Origin of the sequence: Dactylosporangium sp. CA-139114 (assembly GCF_050955725.1) — a bacterium.
In the GTDB taxonomy this organism is placed as follows: Bacteria; Actinomycetota; Actinomycetes; order Mycobacteriales; family Micromonosporaceae; genus Dactylosporangium.
In genome coordinates this window covers 5,569,715-5,585,524 of record NZ_CP192080.1, presented here as the reverse complement: position 1 = coordinate 5,585,524, position 15,810 = coordinate 5,569,715, and the positions used below count along the sequence as shown (strand labels likewise).

The following is a 15,810-nucleotide window of genomic DNA, read 5'->3' as shown; positions in this document are numbered from 1 at the left end:
GCTCCGTACTGCTCGGCATGGCCGGTCTGCTGGCCACGTCGACCACCTTGGCCGCGTGCGGCGATTCGCCGAACGACAACAAGGGCGGCGGTGCCAAGACGACGGTCCTGACCGTCGGCATGCCCAACGGCCCGCTGACCGAGAACGAGAACCCGTTCCTGACCACCTCGGCCGGGGCCAAGGACGGCTACCGCTGGGTGATCTACGAGCCGCTGATGATGTGGAACCCGGTCAAGCCGGCCGACCCGATGAAGGCGTGGCTGGCCACCAAGGCGGAGTGGAACAAGGACTACACCTCGGTCGTGCTGAACATCCGTGACAACGCCACCTGGTCCGACGGCCAGAAGCTCACGGCCGACGACGTCGTGTTCACCTACAAGCTGGTGCGCGACAACGAGGCCCTCAACTCCGGTGGTGTGCCGATCGCGGACGCGACCGCCAGCGGCTCCGACGTGACCATCACGTTCAAGTCGTCGCAGTACGTCAGCCAGCAGAAGGCGATCGCCCAGATCCCGATCGTGCCCAAGCACATCTGGGAGAAGGTGGCCGACCCGAAGACCGAGGCCAACAAGAACCCGATCGGCTCCGGGCCGTACACGCTGAAGTCCTTCACCCCGCAGACCACGACCCTCGTGGCCCGTGACAAGGGCTACTGGCAGACGCTGCCGCAGGTCAAGGAGCTGCGGTACACGTCCTACAACGACAACAACGCGCAGACCACGGCCCTGGCCAACGGCGAGTGCGAGTGGAGCTTCGTCTTCATCCCCAACGTGAAGACGGTCTTCATCGACAAGGACGCGGCCAGCCACAAGATCTGGGCCCCGCCGGTCCTGGGCATCCACGGCCTCTACATCAACACCACCAAGGCGCCGTTCGACGACCCGAAGCTGCGCGTCGCGATGGGCATGGTCATCAACCGCGACGACATCTTCAACACCGCCGAGGCCGGCTACTTCCACCCGCTGGTCAAGAGCGTGACGGGTCTGCCGTCGCCCGCCGGTGACGCCTACATCTCCGACGAGTACAAGGGCAAGGACTACAAGGTCGACGTCGAGGGCGCCAAGGCGCTGCTCGCGAGCGCCGGCTACAAGCTCGAGGGCACCACGCTGAAGGACAAGACCGGCAAGCCGGTCACCCTGACGCTCACCGACCCGGCCGGTTGGTCGGACTACCAGACGTCGCTGGAGATCGTGAAGGCCAACCTGGCCCAGATCGGCATCGCGGCCACGATCGACAAGGCCAACCAGGACGCCTGGTTCAAGAACATCGAGGCCGGCCAGTTCGACGCGGCGTTCCGCTGGACCGACGGTGGCTCGACCCCGTACGACATCTACCGCACGGTGATGGACGGCGACCAGCTCAAGCCGATCGGCACCGCGTCCCCGGCCGCGAACTTCGGCCGCTTCAACAGCCCGGAGGCGACGGCCGCGCTGCGTGCCTACGCCGCCGCCACCGACGACGCGGCCCGCAAGACCGCGCTCGCCACGCTGCAGAAGATCTTCGTCGAGCAGGCCCCGATGATCCCGGTCGGTGCCGACAACATCGGCGCGGCGTACAGCGCCAAGAACTGGACGGGCTGGCCGGACGACGCCAACCCGTACGGTGCCGCGCAGCCGACCCAGGCCAACGCCCTGGACGTCATCCTGCACCTCAAGCCGGCCGGCTCCTGACGACCGGATCGTACTGACACCGCTCCCCGGGCGGCCCTTGCGCGGGTCGCCCGGGGAGCGGTATCCCATGACGAACACCCCGAGACAGGATCGACGGCAATGACGTTGAGCGAGAGCCCGGCGGCGCCGGTCGGCGAGGTGGTGCTGGAGGCCGAGGGCCTGACCAAGCATTTCCCCGTCCGGCGGAAGCTGAGCGACATCATCACCGGCAAGCGGGCGGTCGTCCACGCCGTGGACGACGTGTCCCTCACCCTGCGCCGAGGCAGGGTCACCGCACTGGTCGGCGAGTCCGGCTCCGGCAAGTCCACGGTCGCCCGGCTGTTCGCGCAGCTCTACCCGCGCACCGGCGGCGACCTCCGCCTGCACGGGCAGACGACCCGGGTGCACGGCGGGCGCCGGTTCCGCGAGTACGTCAGCCGCGTGCAGCTGATCTTCCAGGACCCGTTCGGCTCGCTCAACCCGGTGCACACGGTGCGCTACCACCTCACCCGGGCGCTGAAGATCCACGGCAACGCGGGCAAGACCCCCGAGGAGCTCGAGGCGGCCCTCGCCGCGCTGCTGACCCGCGTGTCGCTGACCCCGCCCGAGCGCTACGTCGACAAGTTCCCCCACGAGCTCTCCGGCGGCCAGCGCCAGCGCGTCGCGATCGCCCGCGCCCTGGGCGCCGACCCGGAGGCCCTGCTCGCCGACGAGCCGGTGTCGATGCTCGACGTGTCGATCCGCCTCGGCATCCTGAACCTCCTGCGCGACCTCAAGGAGCGGCTGAACCTCGCCATCCTCTACATCACGCACGACATCGCCTCGGCGCGGTACTTCGCCGACGAGACGATGGTGATGTACGCCGGGCGCATGGTCGAGGGCGGCGACAGCGAGTCGGTCACGCAGAACCCCGCGCACCCGTACACGCGCCTGCTCATCGACTCCGCCCCGGACCCGGACCGCATCGCCGGCGTGGCCGACGCGGCCGCCGAGGACCGCGGCAACGGCGAGCCGCCCAGCCTGATCCGGCCCCCGGCCGGCTGCCGGTTCCACCCGCGCTGCCCGCACGCGATGCAGCGCTGCACCGTCGAGCTCCCGCCCCGTCTCGAGGTCGGTGAGCCCGGGCACTGGGCCGCCTGCTGGCTCTACGACGCGGACACCGTCGCCAAGGAGGGCGTCGGCTCGGCCGCCGATCCGTCGATCCCCACGCCGCCGGCGCATCACCAGCCGGAGGAGGCACGATGAAATTCCTGCTGCAACGCCTCGCCTTCTACCTGTTCACGGCCTGGGCCGCGATCACCATCAACTTCTTCATCCCGCGGATGATCCCGGGCGACCCGATCAGCTCGTTCCTGGCCCGCAACCAGGGCGCGGTGTCGTCGGACTCGATCCACTCCCTCGAGGTGCTCTTCGGGCTCGACAAGCAGCAGAGCCTGTGGCAGCAGTACCTCGACTACTGGGGCCAGCTGTTCCACGGCGACCTCGGCCTGTCGTTCACGTTCTTCCCCTCGACGGTCAGCGAGGTCATCAGCTCGAGCCTGCCGTGGACGATCGGCCTCGTCGGCATCACCACGATCCTGAGCTTCCTCATCGGCACGACGCTGGGCATCGGCGCCGGCTGGCGGCGGGGGACCTGGATCGACGGGCTGCTGCCGGCCACGACGTTCCTGTCGTCCATCCCGTACTTCTGGCTCGGCCTGGTGTTCATCGCGCTGTTCACCGGCAACGGCAGCTACTTCCCGTCCTCCGGCGGCTACACGCCCGGCCTGGTGCCCTACTGGGACGGCACGTTCATCGGCTCGGCGATCAACCACAGCGTCCTGCCGGCGTGCACGATCCTGCTGTCGTCGATGAGCGGCTGGATCCTCGGCATGCGCAACATGATGGTGACGGTGTCGGCGGAGGACTACATCACCGTCGCCCACGCCAAGGGCCTCTCCGAGCGGCGGGTCGCGTTCAGCTACGCCGCCCGCAACGCGCTGCTGCCCAACATCTCGGCGTTCGCGCTGTCGCTGGGCTTCATCGTCGGCGGCACCCTGCTGGTGGAGATCGTCTTCTCCTACCCGGGCGTGGGCTTCCAGCTCTTCCAGGCCGTCGGCGCGCACGACTACCCGCTGATGCAGGGCATCTTCCTGGTCATCACCATCTCGGTGCTGCTGGCCAACCTGCTCGCGGACGTGGCCTACACGCTGCTCGACCCGCGCACCCGAAAGGCAGGCTGAGATGACCGTCACCCCCTCGAGCATCGAGCAGGTCATCCCCGTGCAGGGCGCCATGGCCCAGCCCGACGCCGCGCCGAGCGGCAAGAAGGCCAAGCGCAAGCGGTTCCGGTTCATCGCCAACGGCAAGGCCGCGACCGGCCTGGTGATCCTCGCCATCTACGTGCTGTTCGCGATCATCGGCCCGTGGGTCGCCCCGTACGACCCGGACAAGATCACCTCGGACGCGATCCAGGCGCCGTCGGCCGCGCACTGGTTCGGCACCACGCACCTCGGCCAGGACATCTTCAGCCAGATCCTGGCCGGCACCCGCAGCGTCGTGTTCGTCGGCGCGGTCGCCGGGATCGTCGCCACGATCCTGTCGATCCTCGTCGGCGTCACCGCCGGCTACCTCGGCGGCCTCGCCGACGAGATCCTCTCGGTCCTGTCCAACGTCTTCCTGGTCATCCCCGGCCTGCTGCTGGTCATCATCATCTGCACCTCGCTGCCGAAGGTGAACGACCTGACCGTCGCGCTCGTGATCGGCCTGACCAGCTGGTCGTGGGGTTCCCGCGTCCTACGGGCCCAGACGCTGTCGCTGCGCCGGCGCGACTACGTCGACGCCGCCCGGGCCACCGGCGAGAAGACCTGGCGGATCATCTTCTTCGAGATCCTGCCCAACCTGACCGCGATCATCGCCTCCGGCTTCGTCGGCACCGTCATCTTCGCGGTGCTCTCGGAGATCACGCTCGCATTCATCGGCATCTCCTCGGTGTCGTCGTGGAACTGGGGCACCATCCTGTTCTGGGCCCAGGGCCAGCAGGCCCTCGCCCAGGGCGCCTGGTGGTGGTTCGTCCCCGCGGGCCTCGCCATCGCCATCCTGGGCACCGCGCTGAGCCTGGTGAACTTCGGCATCGACGAGTTCGTCAGCCCGCGGCTGCGCACCTCGGGCGCGGGCAACAACAAGGGCCCGAACGGCGAGAAGGTCCGGATGCAGGTCGGCTTCACGCCCGTGCTGCGCCCGGTCGAGCCGCCGGCGAAGATCGAGATGGACGGTGCCAAGCGATGACCCAGGTCCTCACCCGGCCGCTGCTGGAGATCAAGAACCTCAACGTCGACTACGGCCTCGGCACCGACGCGGTCCGCGCGGTCCGCGACGTCGACCTCACCATCCACCGCGGCGAGGTCGTCGGCCTCGCCGGGGAGAGTGGCAGCGGCAAGTCGACCCTGGCCTACGGCGTGACCCGGCTGCTGCCCCCGCCCGGCGTGGTCTCCGGCGGCACCGTGATCTACCACCCGGAGCGGGGCGAGCCGTACGACGTGCTCAGCCTCAGCCACAAGGAGCTGCGCAAGTACCGCTGGGCCGAGACGTCGATCGTGTTCCAGGGCGCGATGAACTCGCTCAACCCGGTGCACAAGATCGACGTGCAGATGATGGACGCGATCAAGGCCCACGAGCCGGGGCTGTCCAAGGCCGCGCGGCTGGAGCGGGCCAAGGAGATGCTGCGGCTCGTCGGCATCGCCGAGGACCGCCTCGACGCCTACCCGCACCAGCTCTCCGGCGGCATGCGCCAGCGCGTCATGATCGGCATGGCGCTCGCGCTGCAGCCGCAGCTGGTCATCATGGACGAGCCGACGACCGCCCTCGACGTGGTCATGCAGCGGCAGATCCTCGGCCAGCTCGTCGAGCTGCGCGAGCGGCTGGGCTTCTCGGTGCTGTTCATCACCCACGACCTGTCGCTGCTGGTCGAGTTCAGCGACCGGATCGCCATCATGTACGGCGGGCGGATCGTCGAGGAGGCGCCGTCCGCGGACATCTACCGGGAGCCGCTGCACCCGTACAGCGGCGGCCTGCTGCGCTCGTTCCCCGCCCTGCGCGGCGAGCGGCGCGAGCTGGCCGGGATTCCCGGCTCCCCGCCCGACCTGCGCGGTATGCCCAGCGGCTGCGCGTTCCACCCGCGCTGCCCGAAGCGCTTCGAGCCGTGCGACACGGTGATTCCCGTCCTGGGCAAGCCCGACGACCACGTCGGACCGGCCCGCACGGTGGCCTGCCACCTGCACCCGGTCACCGCCGGGTAGCAGCAGGCCGACCGACACCAACCAAGCTGAACAACCCCAGGAGAACCATGGACACGACCGCAGCGCCCCTCGATCGAGCCAACCCGATCGCCACGCTTCCGCCCTCGTTCCGCTGGGGCGTGGCGACCTCGGCCTACCAGATCGAGGGCGCGGTCGACGAGGGCGGGCGCACCCGGTCCATCTGGGACACGTTCTGCGAGGTGCCCGACGCGGTCGCCAAGGGCGACACCGGCGAGGTCGCCTGCGACCACTACCACCGGATGCCGCAGGACGTGGCGCTCATCCGCGACCTGGGCGTCGACCTGTACCGCTTCTCCGTGGCCTGGCCGCGCGTGCAGCCGCGCGGCCGGGGCCCGGTGAACCCCGAGGGCATCGGCTTCTACGACCGGCTCACCGACGAGCTGCTGGCCAACGGCGTCGAGCCGTGGATCACCCTGTACCACTGGGACCTGCCCCAGGAGCTCGAGGACGCGGGCGGCTGGCCCAACCGCGACACCGCGTACCGCTTCGCCGACTACAGCATGATGGTCTTCGACGCGCTGCAGGACCGGATCACCACCTGGACGACGCTCAACGAGCCGTGGTGCTCGGCGATGCTCGGCTACGCCTACGGCGACCACGCCCCGGGCCGGCGGGACTTCGCGGCGGCCATGTCGGCGGTCCACCACCTGCTGCTCGGCCACGGCCTCGCGACCCAGCGCATGCGGGAGGCCTCCGACGGCCGCCACCAGTTCGGGATCACCCTGAACATGGGCGTCTCGACGCCGCAGACGGACTCCGAGGCCGACCGGGACGCGGCCCGCCGCGCCGACGCCCTCGGCACCCGCATCTACCTCGACCCGCTCGTGCACGGCCGCTACCCGGCCGACCTCGTCGAGGACCTGGCCCAGCGCGGGATCACCCTGCCGGTCCAGGACGGCGACCTCGAGGCCATCAAGGCCCCGCTGGACGTGCTCGGCGTGAACTACTACTTCTCCGAGACCCTCTCCGGCGTCGACGAGGACGGCAACGCCACCGACGTCGACGGGCTGCCGGTGCGGCGGGTCATCCCGACCGGCCGGCCGATCACCGCGATGGGCTGGGAGATCGTCCCCGAGGGCTTCACCCAGCTGCTCGTGCGGCTCTACACCGACTACCGGCTGCCGATCTACGTGACCGAGAACGGCTCCGCGTTCGACGACGAGCCGGACGAGACCGGGTTCGTCGACGACGCCGACCGTGTCGCCTACTTCGACTCGCACATCGGCGCCGTCGCGCTCGCGCGGCAGCAGGGGGCCGACATCCGCGGGTACTTCGCGTGGTCGCTCATGGACAACTTCGAGTGGGCGTACGGCTACGACAAGCGGTTCGGGATCGTCCGCGTCGACTACGACACCCAGCAGCGCACGCCGAAGCGGTCGGCGCACTGGTACCGCGACATGATCAAGGCCCTGCGCGCCTGACGTATTCCCTGGTAGCCCCGTCCTGTGCGAACATGTGTTCGTGTCGGACGGGGCTACGATCCTGCACGCCGATCTCGACGCCTTCTACGCGTCCGTCGAGCAGCGTGACGACCCCCGCCTGCGCGGCCGCCCGGTGATCGTCGGCGGCGGGGTCGTCCTCGCGTGCAGCTACGAGGCGAAGCGCCGCGGCGTGCGCACCGCGATGGGCGGCCGGCAGGCCCGCGCCCTGTGCCCCGAGGCGATCGTGGTGCCGCCGCGGATGCACGCGTACTCGGCCGCGTCCAAGGACGTCTTCGCGATCTTCCGCGACACCACCCCGGTCGTCGAGGGCCTGTCGATCGACGAGGCCTTCCTGGACGTCTCGGGCCTGTTCCGCATCGCCGGCGCCCCGCTCGGGATCGCCGCGCGGCTGCGGCAACGGGTGCGCGCCGAGGTCGGGCTCGCCATCACCGTCGGCGTCGCCCGCACGAAGTTCCTGGCCAAGGTGGCCAGCGGCGTCGCCAAGCCCGACGGGCTGCTGCTGGTGCCGCCCGCGGACGAGCTCACCTTCCTGCACCGGCTGCCCGTGCAGCGGCTGTGGGGCGTCGGCACGGTCACCGCGGCCAAGCTGCACGCCCACCGCGTGACGACCGTCGGGCAGGTCGCCCGCCTCGGCGAGGCCACCCTCGTGTCGATGCTCGGCGAGGGCCAGGGCCGGCACCTGCACGCCCTGGCGCACAACCGGGACCCGCGCCCGGTCGTGACGGGCCGCCGGCGGCGCTCGATCGGCGCGCAGCGGGCCCTGGGCCGCGGCCCCCACCCGCACGCGTTCCAGCAGGCGGTCCTGGCCGAGCTCACGGACCGGGTGACGCGGCGGATGCGCGCGGCCGGCCGGTCGGGCCGCACCGTGGTGCTGCGCCTGCGCTTCGCCGACTTCACGCGGGTGACGCGCTCGCGCACCCTGCCGCGCCCGACGTCGCACACGCAGACGATCCTGGACGCGGTCCTGCGCCTGCACGCCGCGGCGGTCTCCGACATCGCCAACCGGGGCCTGACGCTGGTCGGCATCGCCGTGTCGAACCTGGACGGCGACGGCGCGTCGCAGCTCGAGCTGCCCTTCGACGTGTCCTCGGGCGACTCCCTGGATTCCGCGCTGGACCAGGTCCGCGACCGCTTCGGCTCGGCCTCGGTGACCCGCGCGTCGCTGCTCGGCCGCCGCCAGGGCCCCACGGTGCCGCTGCTGCCGGACTGAGCGAGGATCGTGCGCATGGCCACGCGCGTCCTCGCGATCTTCCCCGAGATGGACACCACGGCGCGGCGGCCCTGCTGGTCGAGCGGGCGCGAGCAGGTGCGCCGGCTCCACGAGTCCGTCTACGAGCGGGCTCTGGCCGGCGTGGCGCGGCCGTCGTCGTTCGTGCCGCACATGACCATCGGCCGCAGCGCCGGTTTCGGGAAGGCGGCCGAGCTGGCATTGCCGCTCGCCGGCCGGGCTCAGGCGCTGACCGTCTACCGCCGCGACGAGGACGGGCGGCGCGTGCGGGAACTGGAGCTGCCACTCGGCCCTTCCCTGCCGCGGTCCGGCTGAGCACACCTGCGGGGCAAAGCGGGTGCGTCGGCGATCTGCCGGCTCTAGGTTGCGTGGGATGGATCTCGCACGTCTCGGCACGCCGATCGGTCCGATGGTCCGGGTCCACGGCGGCTACGCCAACCGGATGTACCGGCTCGACACCGACCAGGGGTCGTTCGCGGTGAAGGAGCTGAACCTCCTGGATCGCCGCCGGCCCTACCGCGCCGCGGACGTGTTCGGGTTCGAGCGGGCCGCCTTCGCCGCCGGCATCCCGATGCCGGAGCCGATCGCGGCCGACGGCCGGACGCTCGTGCACCGGTGGGTCGAGGGCGAGCGGGTGCCCGAGGCGCCGGTGCCGGAGGCGTACGCGTTCGAGGTCGGCGAGATCCTCGCGCGCATCCACGCGCTCGACGTCGCGTGGACCGACGTCCCGGCCGAGGAACCGCCGTCATGGGACTGGCCCGAGCTCGCCGAGCGGGCGACGGCGACCGGTCAGCCCTGGGCCGGCGAGCTCGCCTCCCGGGTCGGGACGTTCCTCGCGATCGCCCGCTTCGTCGAGGCGTGCGAGCGCCCGGGTCCCGCCGTGGTGACGCACCGGGACATCCAGCCGTGGAACCTGCTCTCCCGTGCGGGCCGGCCGGTGGTGCTCGACTGGGAGCTCTCGGGGGTGCTCGACCTCTCCGGCGAGCTCGGCTCGACGGCGCTGAGTCTCGCGAAGGGGCCCGGCTTCGACGACGTGCGGCCCGCCGTCTTCCGCTCGGTCCTCGACGGCTACGTCGCCGGGGGCGCAGCGCTGCCGCCGTGGGGGCCGAGCTGGTTCGTGTATCTGGTCGGCGGCTGGCTGGGGCACACGAGGTGGAACATCCTGCGCTGCCTCGCCGGTGTCGAGGCCGGCACCGGCCCCGACCTCGCGCTGTCGCATGAGGCCGTGCGCGGCGGCGTGCGCGGACTGCCCGTCCTCTTCGGTCGGCTGCCGCAGCTGCAGCAGCTGCTCGGCCCTCCGCAGCACTGATCCTAGTGTCCTAGGACGCGCTACGCGCGTGGCGGCAGCGGTGGTCCGGCCGTCGTGGCCTGCGAAGATACGCTATTCCTAGCATCCTAGGACGGCTTACACGACGTGGCTACGCCACGTCCGAAAAGCAATACCTAGCCGCTACGCGGCTGACTTAGGTTTTTGCGTTTCGCGCCGCCGGCTGCCTCAGCTGGTGGCGGGCTCGGGGCCGGCCGATCGCTTGACCTGGCCCTGGCAGGCGACGACGGCGTCGAGGTGCCAGCCGAGGGTCTTGTCGGCGCGGAAGGTGAGCACGGCGACGGTCTGGGCCTTGGCGTCGAAGCCGATGTCGACGCGGTCGTCGCTGTCGAAGAGGCGGCGTTTGCCGGCGACGAGGCCGGGGTTGCGCGCGTTGGCCCAGGCCTCGGCGAGCTGGTCGGGGGTGCGGGTCTCGCGGGCGGTGGGCGCGGCGGTGGCCTGGGCGCCGGCGATCTGGGTGCCGCGGGCGCAGTGCAGCTGGGCGGCGGGGTCGAAGCGGGCGGCGTCGCGGTTGCCGGCCCAGTTGACGTAGGTGACGAGCGCCGCGGCGGCGAGGGCGATGCCGAGCAGGCGCAGGATGGTGCGGCGCACGGTTCCAGCGTGCGCCGCGGGGCGTGTCTTCGGTGCGGGTTTCGGGGAAGGTCAGGTGGTGTGTTCCTTGCGCCACCAGTCGGCGCCGGTGGCGGGGAGGGTGTCGATGGGGTCGTAGTACGGGTAGGTGCGGTCGAGCTGGGTGGCGTCGTCCTCGATGCTGGTGCGGTAGTTCTTGGTCCAGTAGCTGATGCCGCGTTCGCGGTCGTATTCGGTGACCATGTGGACCCAGCGTTTGCCGACGTAGGGGACGTCGCAGACGATGCGGGGGGTGGCGTATCCGGGCAGGTAGCCCATGATGTCGTGCTGGAGTTGCTGGGCCTGCCAGACGGCGACGCGCCAGTGTTCGGCGTTGGGGATCATGTCGCACATGTAGAAGTAGTAGGGCAGGATGCCGGCCTCGCCTTGCAGGGCGAAGCAGAGGTCGAGGAGGTCTTCGGCGGTGGCGTTGACGCCGCGGAGCAGGACGCCCTGGTTGCGCACGTCGCGTACGCCGACCTCGAGGGCGGTGTGGGCGGCGCGGGCGACGAGGGGGGTGAGGGATTGGGCGTGGTTGACGTGGGTGTGGATGGCGAGGTTGACGCCGCGGCGGGCGGCGGTGCGGGCGACGCGTTCGAGGCCTTCGACGACGGTGGGTTGCAGCCAGTGCTGGGGGAGGCCGGCGAGGGCTTTGGTGGCGAGGCGGATGTCGCGGATGGTGTCGATGGCGAGCAGGTGCATGAGGAACGTTTCGAGTTGGTGCCAGGGGAGGTTGGCGACGTCTCCGCCGGAGACGACGACGTCGCGGACGCCGGGGTGGGTGCGCAGGTAGTCGAGGATGGCGGTGTGGCGGTCGGCGGGTTTGCTGGCGAGTTTGAGTTTGGTGACGGTGGGGGTGTTGTTGCCGACGAGGTCCATGCGGGTGCAGTGGCCGCAGTATTGGGGGCAGGTGGGGAGGAGCTCGGCGAGGACTTTGGTGGGGTAGCGGTGGGTGAGGCCTTCGGCGACCCACATGTCGTGTTCGTGGAGGGAGTCGCGGGTGGCGTAGGGGTGTGAGGGGAAGTCGGGGTGGCGGTCGGTGGCGATGGGGAGCATGTAGCGGCGGATGGGGTCGTTGCGGAGGGTGTCGTCGGTGGGGGGTGTGCCGGGGCTCATCGTGTTGATCATTTGGGGTGGGATGAGCATGGACATGGTGGCGTGGTTGGTCTGGTCGGTGGCGAGGTCGTCGTAGAAGGTGTCGGTGACGGTGTCGCCGAGGACGGCCTTGAGCTGGGGGATGGTTTTGACGCAGTGGGCGCGTTGCCATTGGGCGTTTTCCCATTGGTCGCGGGTGACGTCGTGCCAGCCGGGGTAGCGGCGCCAGTCGGGTTCGGTGAGTGCGTGGCGCTGGTAGGCGTATGGCTGCACGGTCCGACTCCTCAAGGTTTTGTGTCTTGAGGGCAGATTAGCGGGAAATTCTTCGGCAAGCGATCCCCTGGGTGGAAGGTTTCTTGTCTGTCCGCTGGTTGGGCGAGATTGCGGTCCCGTGGCCCGACGTCGGCGCGGGCCGCGGTGCATCGGTTGGCGACTCGAGGCGTGGCACCCTGCCCGCACCTGTTGCGCACCCGAGGTCCGATGAACAGTCGCTGGTCCGTCCGAGCCAAGATCACCGCGATGATGACCGTGCCGCTGGTCATGCTGGCGGGGTTGTGGCTGTTCGCGGTGAGTATCACGCTGCCGTCGGCGCTGGATCTGCGCGGTGCGTCGACGATCGCCGACCGGGTCGGTGAGCCGGCCGAGGCGATGGTGGCGGCGTTGCAGTCGGAGCGGCAGCTGACCGGGGCGTTTCTGGCGTCGGGGCGCCGGTCGGGGCAGGCGGTGATGGTGCAGGCGCGGCAGCGGACCGACGAGGCGGTGGCGGCGTTGCGGCGGCTGTCGTCGTCGAAGGCGGCGCAGGACGCGGCGTCGGCGGAGCTGCGGGCGGCGCTGGGGGCGGTGCACCAGGTGCTGGGGTCGCTGGCGGGGATCCGGGCGGGGGTGGACGGCGGTGGTGAGCCCGACGCCGCGCGCAACGGGTTCTCGCTGATCGTGAACACGACGTACGGGGTGTTCCAGGCGGCGTCGAACCATCAGGACGCGGGGGTGGCGGCCGAGGCGCGCGGGGTGTTCGTGTTGTCGATGGTGCGGGAGTTGCTGTCGGAGGAGGACGCGCTGGTCGGTGACTTCACGACGGAGGGTGATTTCACGGTGGCGGACCATGCGCGGGTCGCGAGTCTGGTGGGGCAGTCGCGGCTGTTGCTGCCGTATGCGGCGTCGCAGTTGCGGGCGCCGGAGCAGGTGCGGTACCAGCAGGTGCTGGGCGGTAGCGCGGCGTTGCGGACTCTGCAGAACCTGAAGAACCAGCTGCTGGGTACGGTGCCGGGCGCGGCGCCGGGGATTGATCTGGGGCAGTGGCGGGCGGCGTTCGATCCGGTGAACTCGGCGCTGGCGGCGTTCCGGTCGCAGGTGCAGCGGGTCAACGTGCGGCATGCGTCGGACGCGTCGGACCGGATCGTGTTGCAGCTGGTCGGTGCGGGTGTGGTGGGTCTGCTGGCGGTGGCGGCGTCGGTGGTGCTGTCGGTGCGGATCGGCCGGTCGGTCGCGCGGCGGCTGGATGGGCTGGCGGTGGCGGCGCGGGAGCTGGCGGAGACGCGGCTGCCGGCGGTGGTGTCGCGGCTGCGGCGGGGTGACGCGGTGGATGCGGCGGTGGAGGCGCCGCCGTTGCGGCTCGGTGTGGACGAGATCGGGCAGGTGGCGGAGGCGTTCAACTCGGTGCAGCGCACGGCGGTGGCGTCGGCGGTCGAGAAGGCGTCGGTGCGGTAGGGCATGAACGAGGTGTTCCTGAACATCGCGCGGCGGTCGCAGACGCTGCTGCACCGGCAGTTGGCGCTGCTGGACGGGATGGAGCGGCGTACGCATGAGCCGGATGACCTGGCGGATCTGTTCCGGGTCGACCATCTGGCGCCGCGGATGCGGCGGCATGCGGAGGATCTGGTGATTCTGGCGGGGTCGACGCCGGGGCGGGGGTGGCGTCATCCGGTGCCGGTGATCGATGTGGTGCGGGGTGCGGTGTCGGAGGTGGAGGACTACGCGCGGGTGCAGGCGGTGTCGGTCGGTGCGGGGGCGGTGGCGGGCCGGGCGGTCGGTGACGTGATGCATCTGCTGGCGGAGCTGCTGGAGAACGCGACGTCGTATTCGCCGCCGCATACGCGGGTGCAGGTGGCGGGGCAGCTGGTGCCGAACGGGTTCGTGGTGGAGATCGAGGACCGGGGGCTCGGGATGGGTGTGGAGGCGTTGGAGGAGGCGAATCGGCGGCTGGCGCAGCCGCCGCAGTTCGATCCGGGTAACAGTGCGCGGCTGGGGTTGTTCGTGGTGGCGCAGCTGGCGGCGCGGCATGGGGTGCGGGTGGTGCTGCGGTCGTCGCCGTATGGCGGGGTGACGGCGGTGGTGTTGGTGCCGGCGGATCTGGTGGTGGCGGCGGAGCCGGTGGAGGCGTTGGCGGCGGAGCCGTTCGTGCCGGGGCCGCCGCGGCCGGCGTTGTCGGTGGTCGCGGCGGCCGAGCCGGTGTTCGAGCCGGTGGCTGGTTCGGTGGTCGAGCCGGTGCCGCCGTTGCGGCCGGCGGGGCGTCAGGCGGTACCGGTGCCGGAGGCGGTGGCGCCGGCGGACGGTGCGGCGGCGAGGACGGCGGGTGGGTTGCCGAAGCGGGTCCGGCAGCGGTCGCTGGCGCCGCAGTTGCAGTCGGAGGAGACGGTGGTCATGCCGGCGGGGCAGGTCGGGGCGGTGCTGGGGCGGACGCCGGAGCAGTTGCGGCGGATGATGTCGTCGTTGCAGGCGGGTACGGCCCGGGGGCGGCACGAGGCCCGTGGTGCGGGGGAGCGGTCGTGAGCGGGGCCGGGGCGAGCCTGCACTGGTTGCTGGATGACCTGGTGGATCGGGTGCCGTCGGTGCAGCGGTCGGTGGTGCTGTCGGTGGACGGGCTGATGATCGGGGCGTCGAGGGGGTTGTCGCGGGAGGATGCGGAGCATCTGTCGGCGGTGGCGGCCGGGTTGCAGAGTCTGGCGCGGGGTGCGGGGCGGCATTTCGGCGGTGGTGCGGTGCGGCAGACGATCATCGAGATGGAGTCGGCGTTTCTGTTCGTGACGGCGGCGGGTCGTGGTGCGTGCCTGGCGGTGCTGGCGGGTGCGGATGCGGATATCGGGTTGGTCGCGTATGAGATGGCGATGCTGGTGCAGCGGGTCGGGCAGAGCCTGACGGCGTCGGCGCGGGGTGTGGAGGGCGGGCATGGGTGAGCCGCCGGGCCGGCACGCGTGGGGGTATGAGTGGGCGGATCGTGAGGCGGGGCCGGTGGTGCGTCCGTATGCGATGACGGGCGGGCGGGTGGTGCCGGCGTCGGACCGGTTCGATGTCGTCGCCATGGTGGTGGCGGCCGGTGCGGTGGCCAGGGATGCCGGGTTCGGGCTGCAGCCGGAGCATCGGGCGATTCTGGCGTGGTGCCGGGAGCCGGTGGCGGTGGCGGAGCTGGCGTCGCATCTGGATCTGGCGCTCGGGGTGGTGCGGGTGCTGCTGGGGGATCTGCTGTCGCAGGGGTTGATCGAGTTGTATGAGCCGCGGCTGGCGGGCGGGTTGCCGAGTGCGGGGTTGTTGAGGGCGGTGATCCATGGACTCCGGGCGCTCTGAGCGGGCGGTGCCGACGGCGGTCAAGATTCTGGTCGCGGGTGGGTTCGGGGCCGGGAAGACGACGCTGGTGGGGGCGGTGAGTGAGATCCGGCCGTTGCAGACGGAGGAGTCGCTGACGTCGGCCGGGGTGGGGACGGATGACGTGACGGGGGTGGAGGGTAAGTCGACGACGACGGTGGCGATGGATTTCGGGCGGATCACGATCGGGTCGCAGGTCGTGGTGTATCTGTTCGGGACGCCTGGTCAGGATCGGTTCTGGTTCTTGTGGGACGAGCTGGCGGTGGGTGCGGTGGTGCTGGCGGATACGCGGCGGCTGGCGGACTGTTTCGCGTCGATCGACTATTTCGAGCGGCGGGGGACGCCGTTCGTGGTGGCGGTGAACTGTTTCGATGATGCGGTGTCGTATGCGGAGGGGGAGGTGCGGGAGGCGTTGGATCTGGATGGGCGGGTGCCGTTGTTGTTGTGTGATGCGCGGGACCGGGGGTCGGCGAAGGCGGTGTTGATCGGGTTGGTGGAGCATGTCCTGTCACTGACCCGCGCTTGAAAGATATCCTGTAGTCGCGTTACTGTGCCGGAAAATCTTCGGTCGACGGTGGGGCGG

At 70.8% G+C, this 15,810-nt stretch carries 16 protein-coding genes; 14 read left to right on the top strand and 2 right to left on the bottom strand.

The window, feature by feature from the left end; translation table 11 throughout:
* Positions 1 to 17: 17 nt before the first annotated feature.
* From ACQP2P_RS24495 to ACQP2P_RS24455, 9 genes are all read left to right on the top strand, one after another.
* Positions 18 to 1,670: an ABC transporter substrate-binding protein gene (locus ACQP2P_RS24495; RefSeq protein WP_433619243.1), complete on the top strand. Its 1,653-nt coding sequence runs from the start codon at positions 18 to 20 to the stop codon at positions 1,668 to 1,670.
* 99 nt (positions 1,671 to 1,769) lie between these two features.
* A complete protein-coding gene (locus ACQP2P_RS24490; protein WP_433604382.1) occupies positions 1,770 to 2,894 on the top strand; it encodes an ABC transporter ATP-binding protein in 1,125 nt (374 codons plus the stop codon).
* The gene (locus ACQP2P_RS24485) at positions 2,891 to 3,871 is read left to right on the top strand and encodes an ABC transporter permease (RefSeq protein WP_433604380.1); all 981 of its coding nucleotides are present in this window, start codon (positions 2,891 to 2,893) and stop codon (positions 3,869 to 3,871) included. The genes ACQP2P_RS24490 and ACQP2P_RS24485 overlap by 4 nt, the downstream gene beginning before the upstream one ends.
* A 1-nt stretch (position 3,872) precedes the next feature.
* Positions 3,873 to 4,916: an ABC transporter permease gene (locus tag ACQP2P_RS24480; protein ID WP_433604378.1), complete on the top strand. Its 1,044-nt coding sequence runs from the start codon at positions 3,873 to 3,875 to the stop codon at positions 4,914 to 4,916.
* Positions 4,913 to 5,926, top strand: coding sequence for an ABC transporter ATP-binding protein (locus ACQP2P_RS24475; protein ID WP_433604376.1), 1,014 nt, complete (start codon positions 4,913 to 4,915; stop codon positions 5,924 to 5,926). The genes ACQP2P_RS24480 and ACQP2P_RS24475 overlap by 4 nt, the downstream gene beginning before the upstream one ends.
* A 47-nt stretch (positions 5,927 to 5,973) precedes the next feature.
* Entirely contained in the window at positions 5,974 to 7,368 is a 1,395-nt protein-coding gene (locus ACQP2P_RS24470; RefSeq protein WP_433604374.1) for a GH1 family beta-glucosidase, read from the top strand.
* Positions 7,369 to 7,408: 40 nt separating this feature from the next.
* Entirely contained in the window at positions 7,409 to 8,599 is a 1,191-nt protein-coding gene (gene dinB / locus ACQP2P_RS24465; RefSeq protein ID WP_433604372.1) for a DNA polymerase IV, read from the top strand.
* Between the two features lie 15 nt (positions 8,600 to 8,614).
* Positions 8,615 to 8,932, top strand: a complete 318-nt coding sequence (locus tag ACQP2P_RS24460; protein WP_433604370.1) for a hypothetical protein — start codon at positions 8,615 to 8,617, stop codon at positions 8,930 to 8,932.
* A gap of 58 nt (positions 8,933 to 8,990) precedes the next feature.
* Positions 8,991 to 9,926, top strand: coding sequence for a phosphotransferase (locus tag ACQP2P_RS24455; protein ID WP_433604368.1), 936 nt, complete (start codon positions 8,991 to 8,993; stop codon positions 9,924 to 9,926).
* Positions 9,927 to 10,112: 186 nt separating this feature from the next.
* On the opposite strand, the gene ACQP2P_RS24450 is transcribed toward ACQP2P_RS24455, so the two are convergent.
* Both ACQP2P_RS24450 and ACQP2P_RS24445 read right to left on the bottom strand, forming a co-directional pair.
* The gene (locus ACQP2P_RS24450) at positions 10,113 to 10,535 is read right to left on the bottom strand and encodes a hypothetical protein (protein ID WP_433604365.1); all 423 of its coding nucleotides are present in this window, start codon (positions 10,533 to 10,535) and stop codon (positions 10,113 to 10,115) included.
* A gap of 51 nt (positions 10,536 to 10,586) precedes the next feature.
* A complete protein-coding gene (locus tag ACQP2P_RS24445) occupies positions 10,587 to 11,957 on the bottom strand; it encodes a KamA family radical SAM protein (RefSeq protein ID WP_433619241.1) in 1,371 nt (456 codons plus the stop codon).
* Positions 11,958 to 12,167: 210 nt separating this feature from the next.
* On the opposite strand from ACQP2P_RS24445, the gene ACQP2P_RS24440 reads away from it, so the two are divergent.
* From ACQP2P_RS24440 to ACQP2P_RS24420, 5 genes are read left to right on the top strand one after another with little or no spacing between them, the layout of a single operon-like run.
* Positions 12,168 to 13,355, top strand: a complete 1,188-nt coding sequence (locus ACQP2P_RS24440; protein WP_433604363.1) for a nitrate- and nitrite sensing domain-containing protein — start codon at positions 12,168 to 12,170, stop codon at positions 13,353 to 13,355.
* Between the two features lie 3 nt (positions 13,356 to 13,358).
* Entirely contained in the window at positions 13,359 to 14,417 is a 1,059-nt protein-coding gene (locus ACQP2P_RS24435) for a sensor histidine kinase (RefSeq protein WP_433604362.1), read from the top strand.
* The gene (locus tag ACQP2P_RS24430) at positions 14,414 to 14,821 is read left to right on the top strand and encodes a roadblock/LC7 domain-containing protein (RefSeq protein ID WP_433604360.1); all 408 of its coding nucleotides are present in this window, start codon (positions 14,414 to 14,416) and stop codon (positions 14,819 to 14,821) included. The genes ACQP2P_RS24435 and ACQP2P_RS24430 overlap by 4 nt, the downstream gene beginning before the upstream one ends.
* The gene (locus tag ACQP2P_RS24425; protein ID WP_433604358.1) at positions 14,814 to 15,209 is read left to right on the top strand and encodes a DUF742 domain-containing protein; all 396 of its coding nucleotides are present in this window, start codon (positions 14,814 to 14,816) and stop codon (positions 15,207 to 15,209) included. The genes ACQP2P_RS24430 and ACQP2P_RS24425 overlap by 8 nt, the downstream gene beginning before the upstream one ends.
* Positions 15,190 to 15,753 (top strand): GTP-binding protein, encoded by a 564-nt coding sequence (locus ACQP2P_RS24420; RefSeq protein WP_433604356.1) that lies wholly within the window; start codon positions 15,190 to 15,192, stop codon positions 15,751 to 15,753. Before ACQP2P_RS24425 ends, ACQP2P_RS24420 begins: the two co-directional genes overlap by 20 nt.
* Positions 15,754 to 15,810 lie beyond the last annotated feature (57 nt).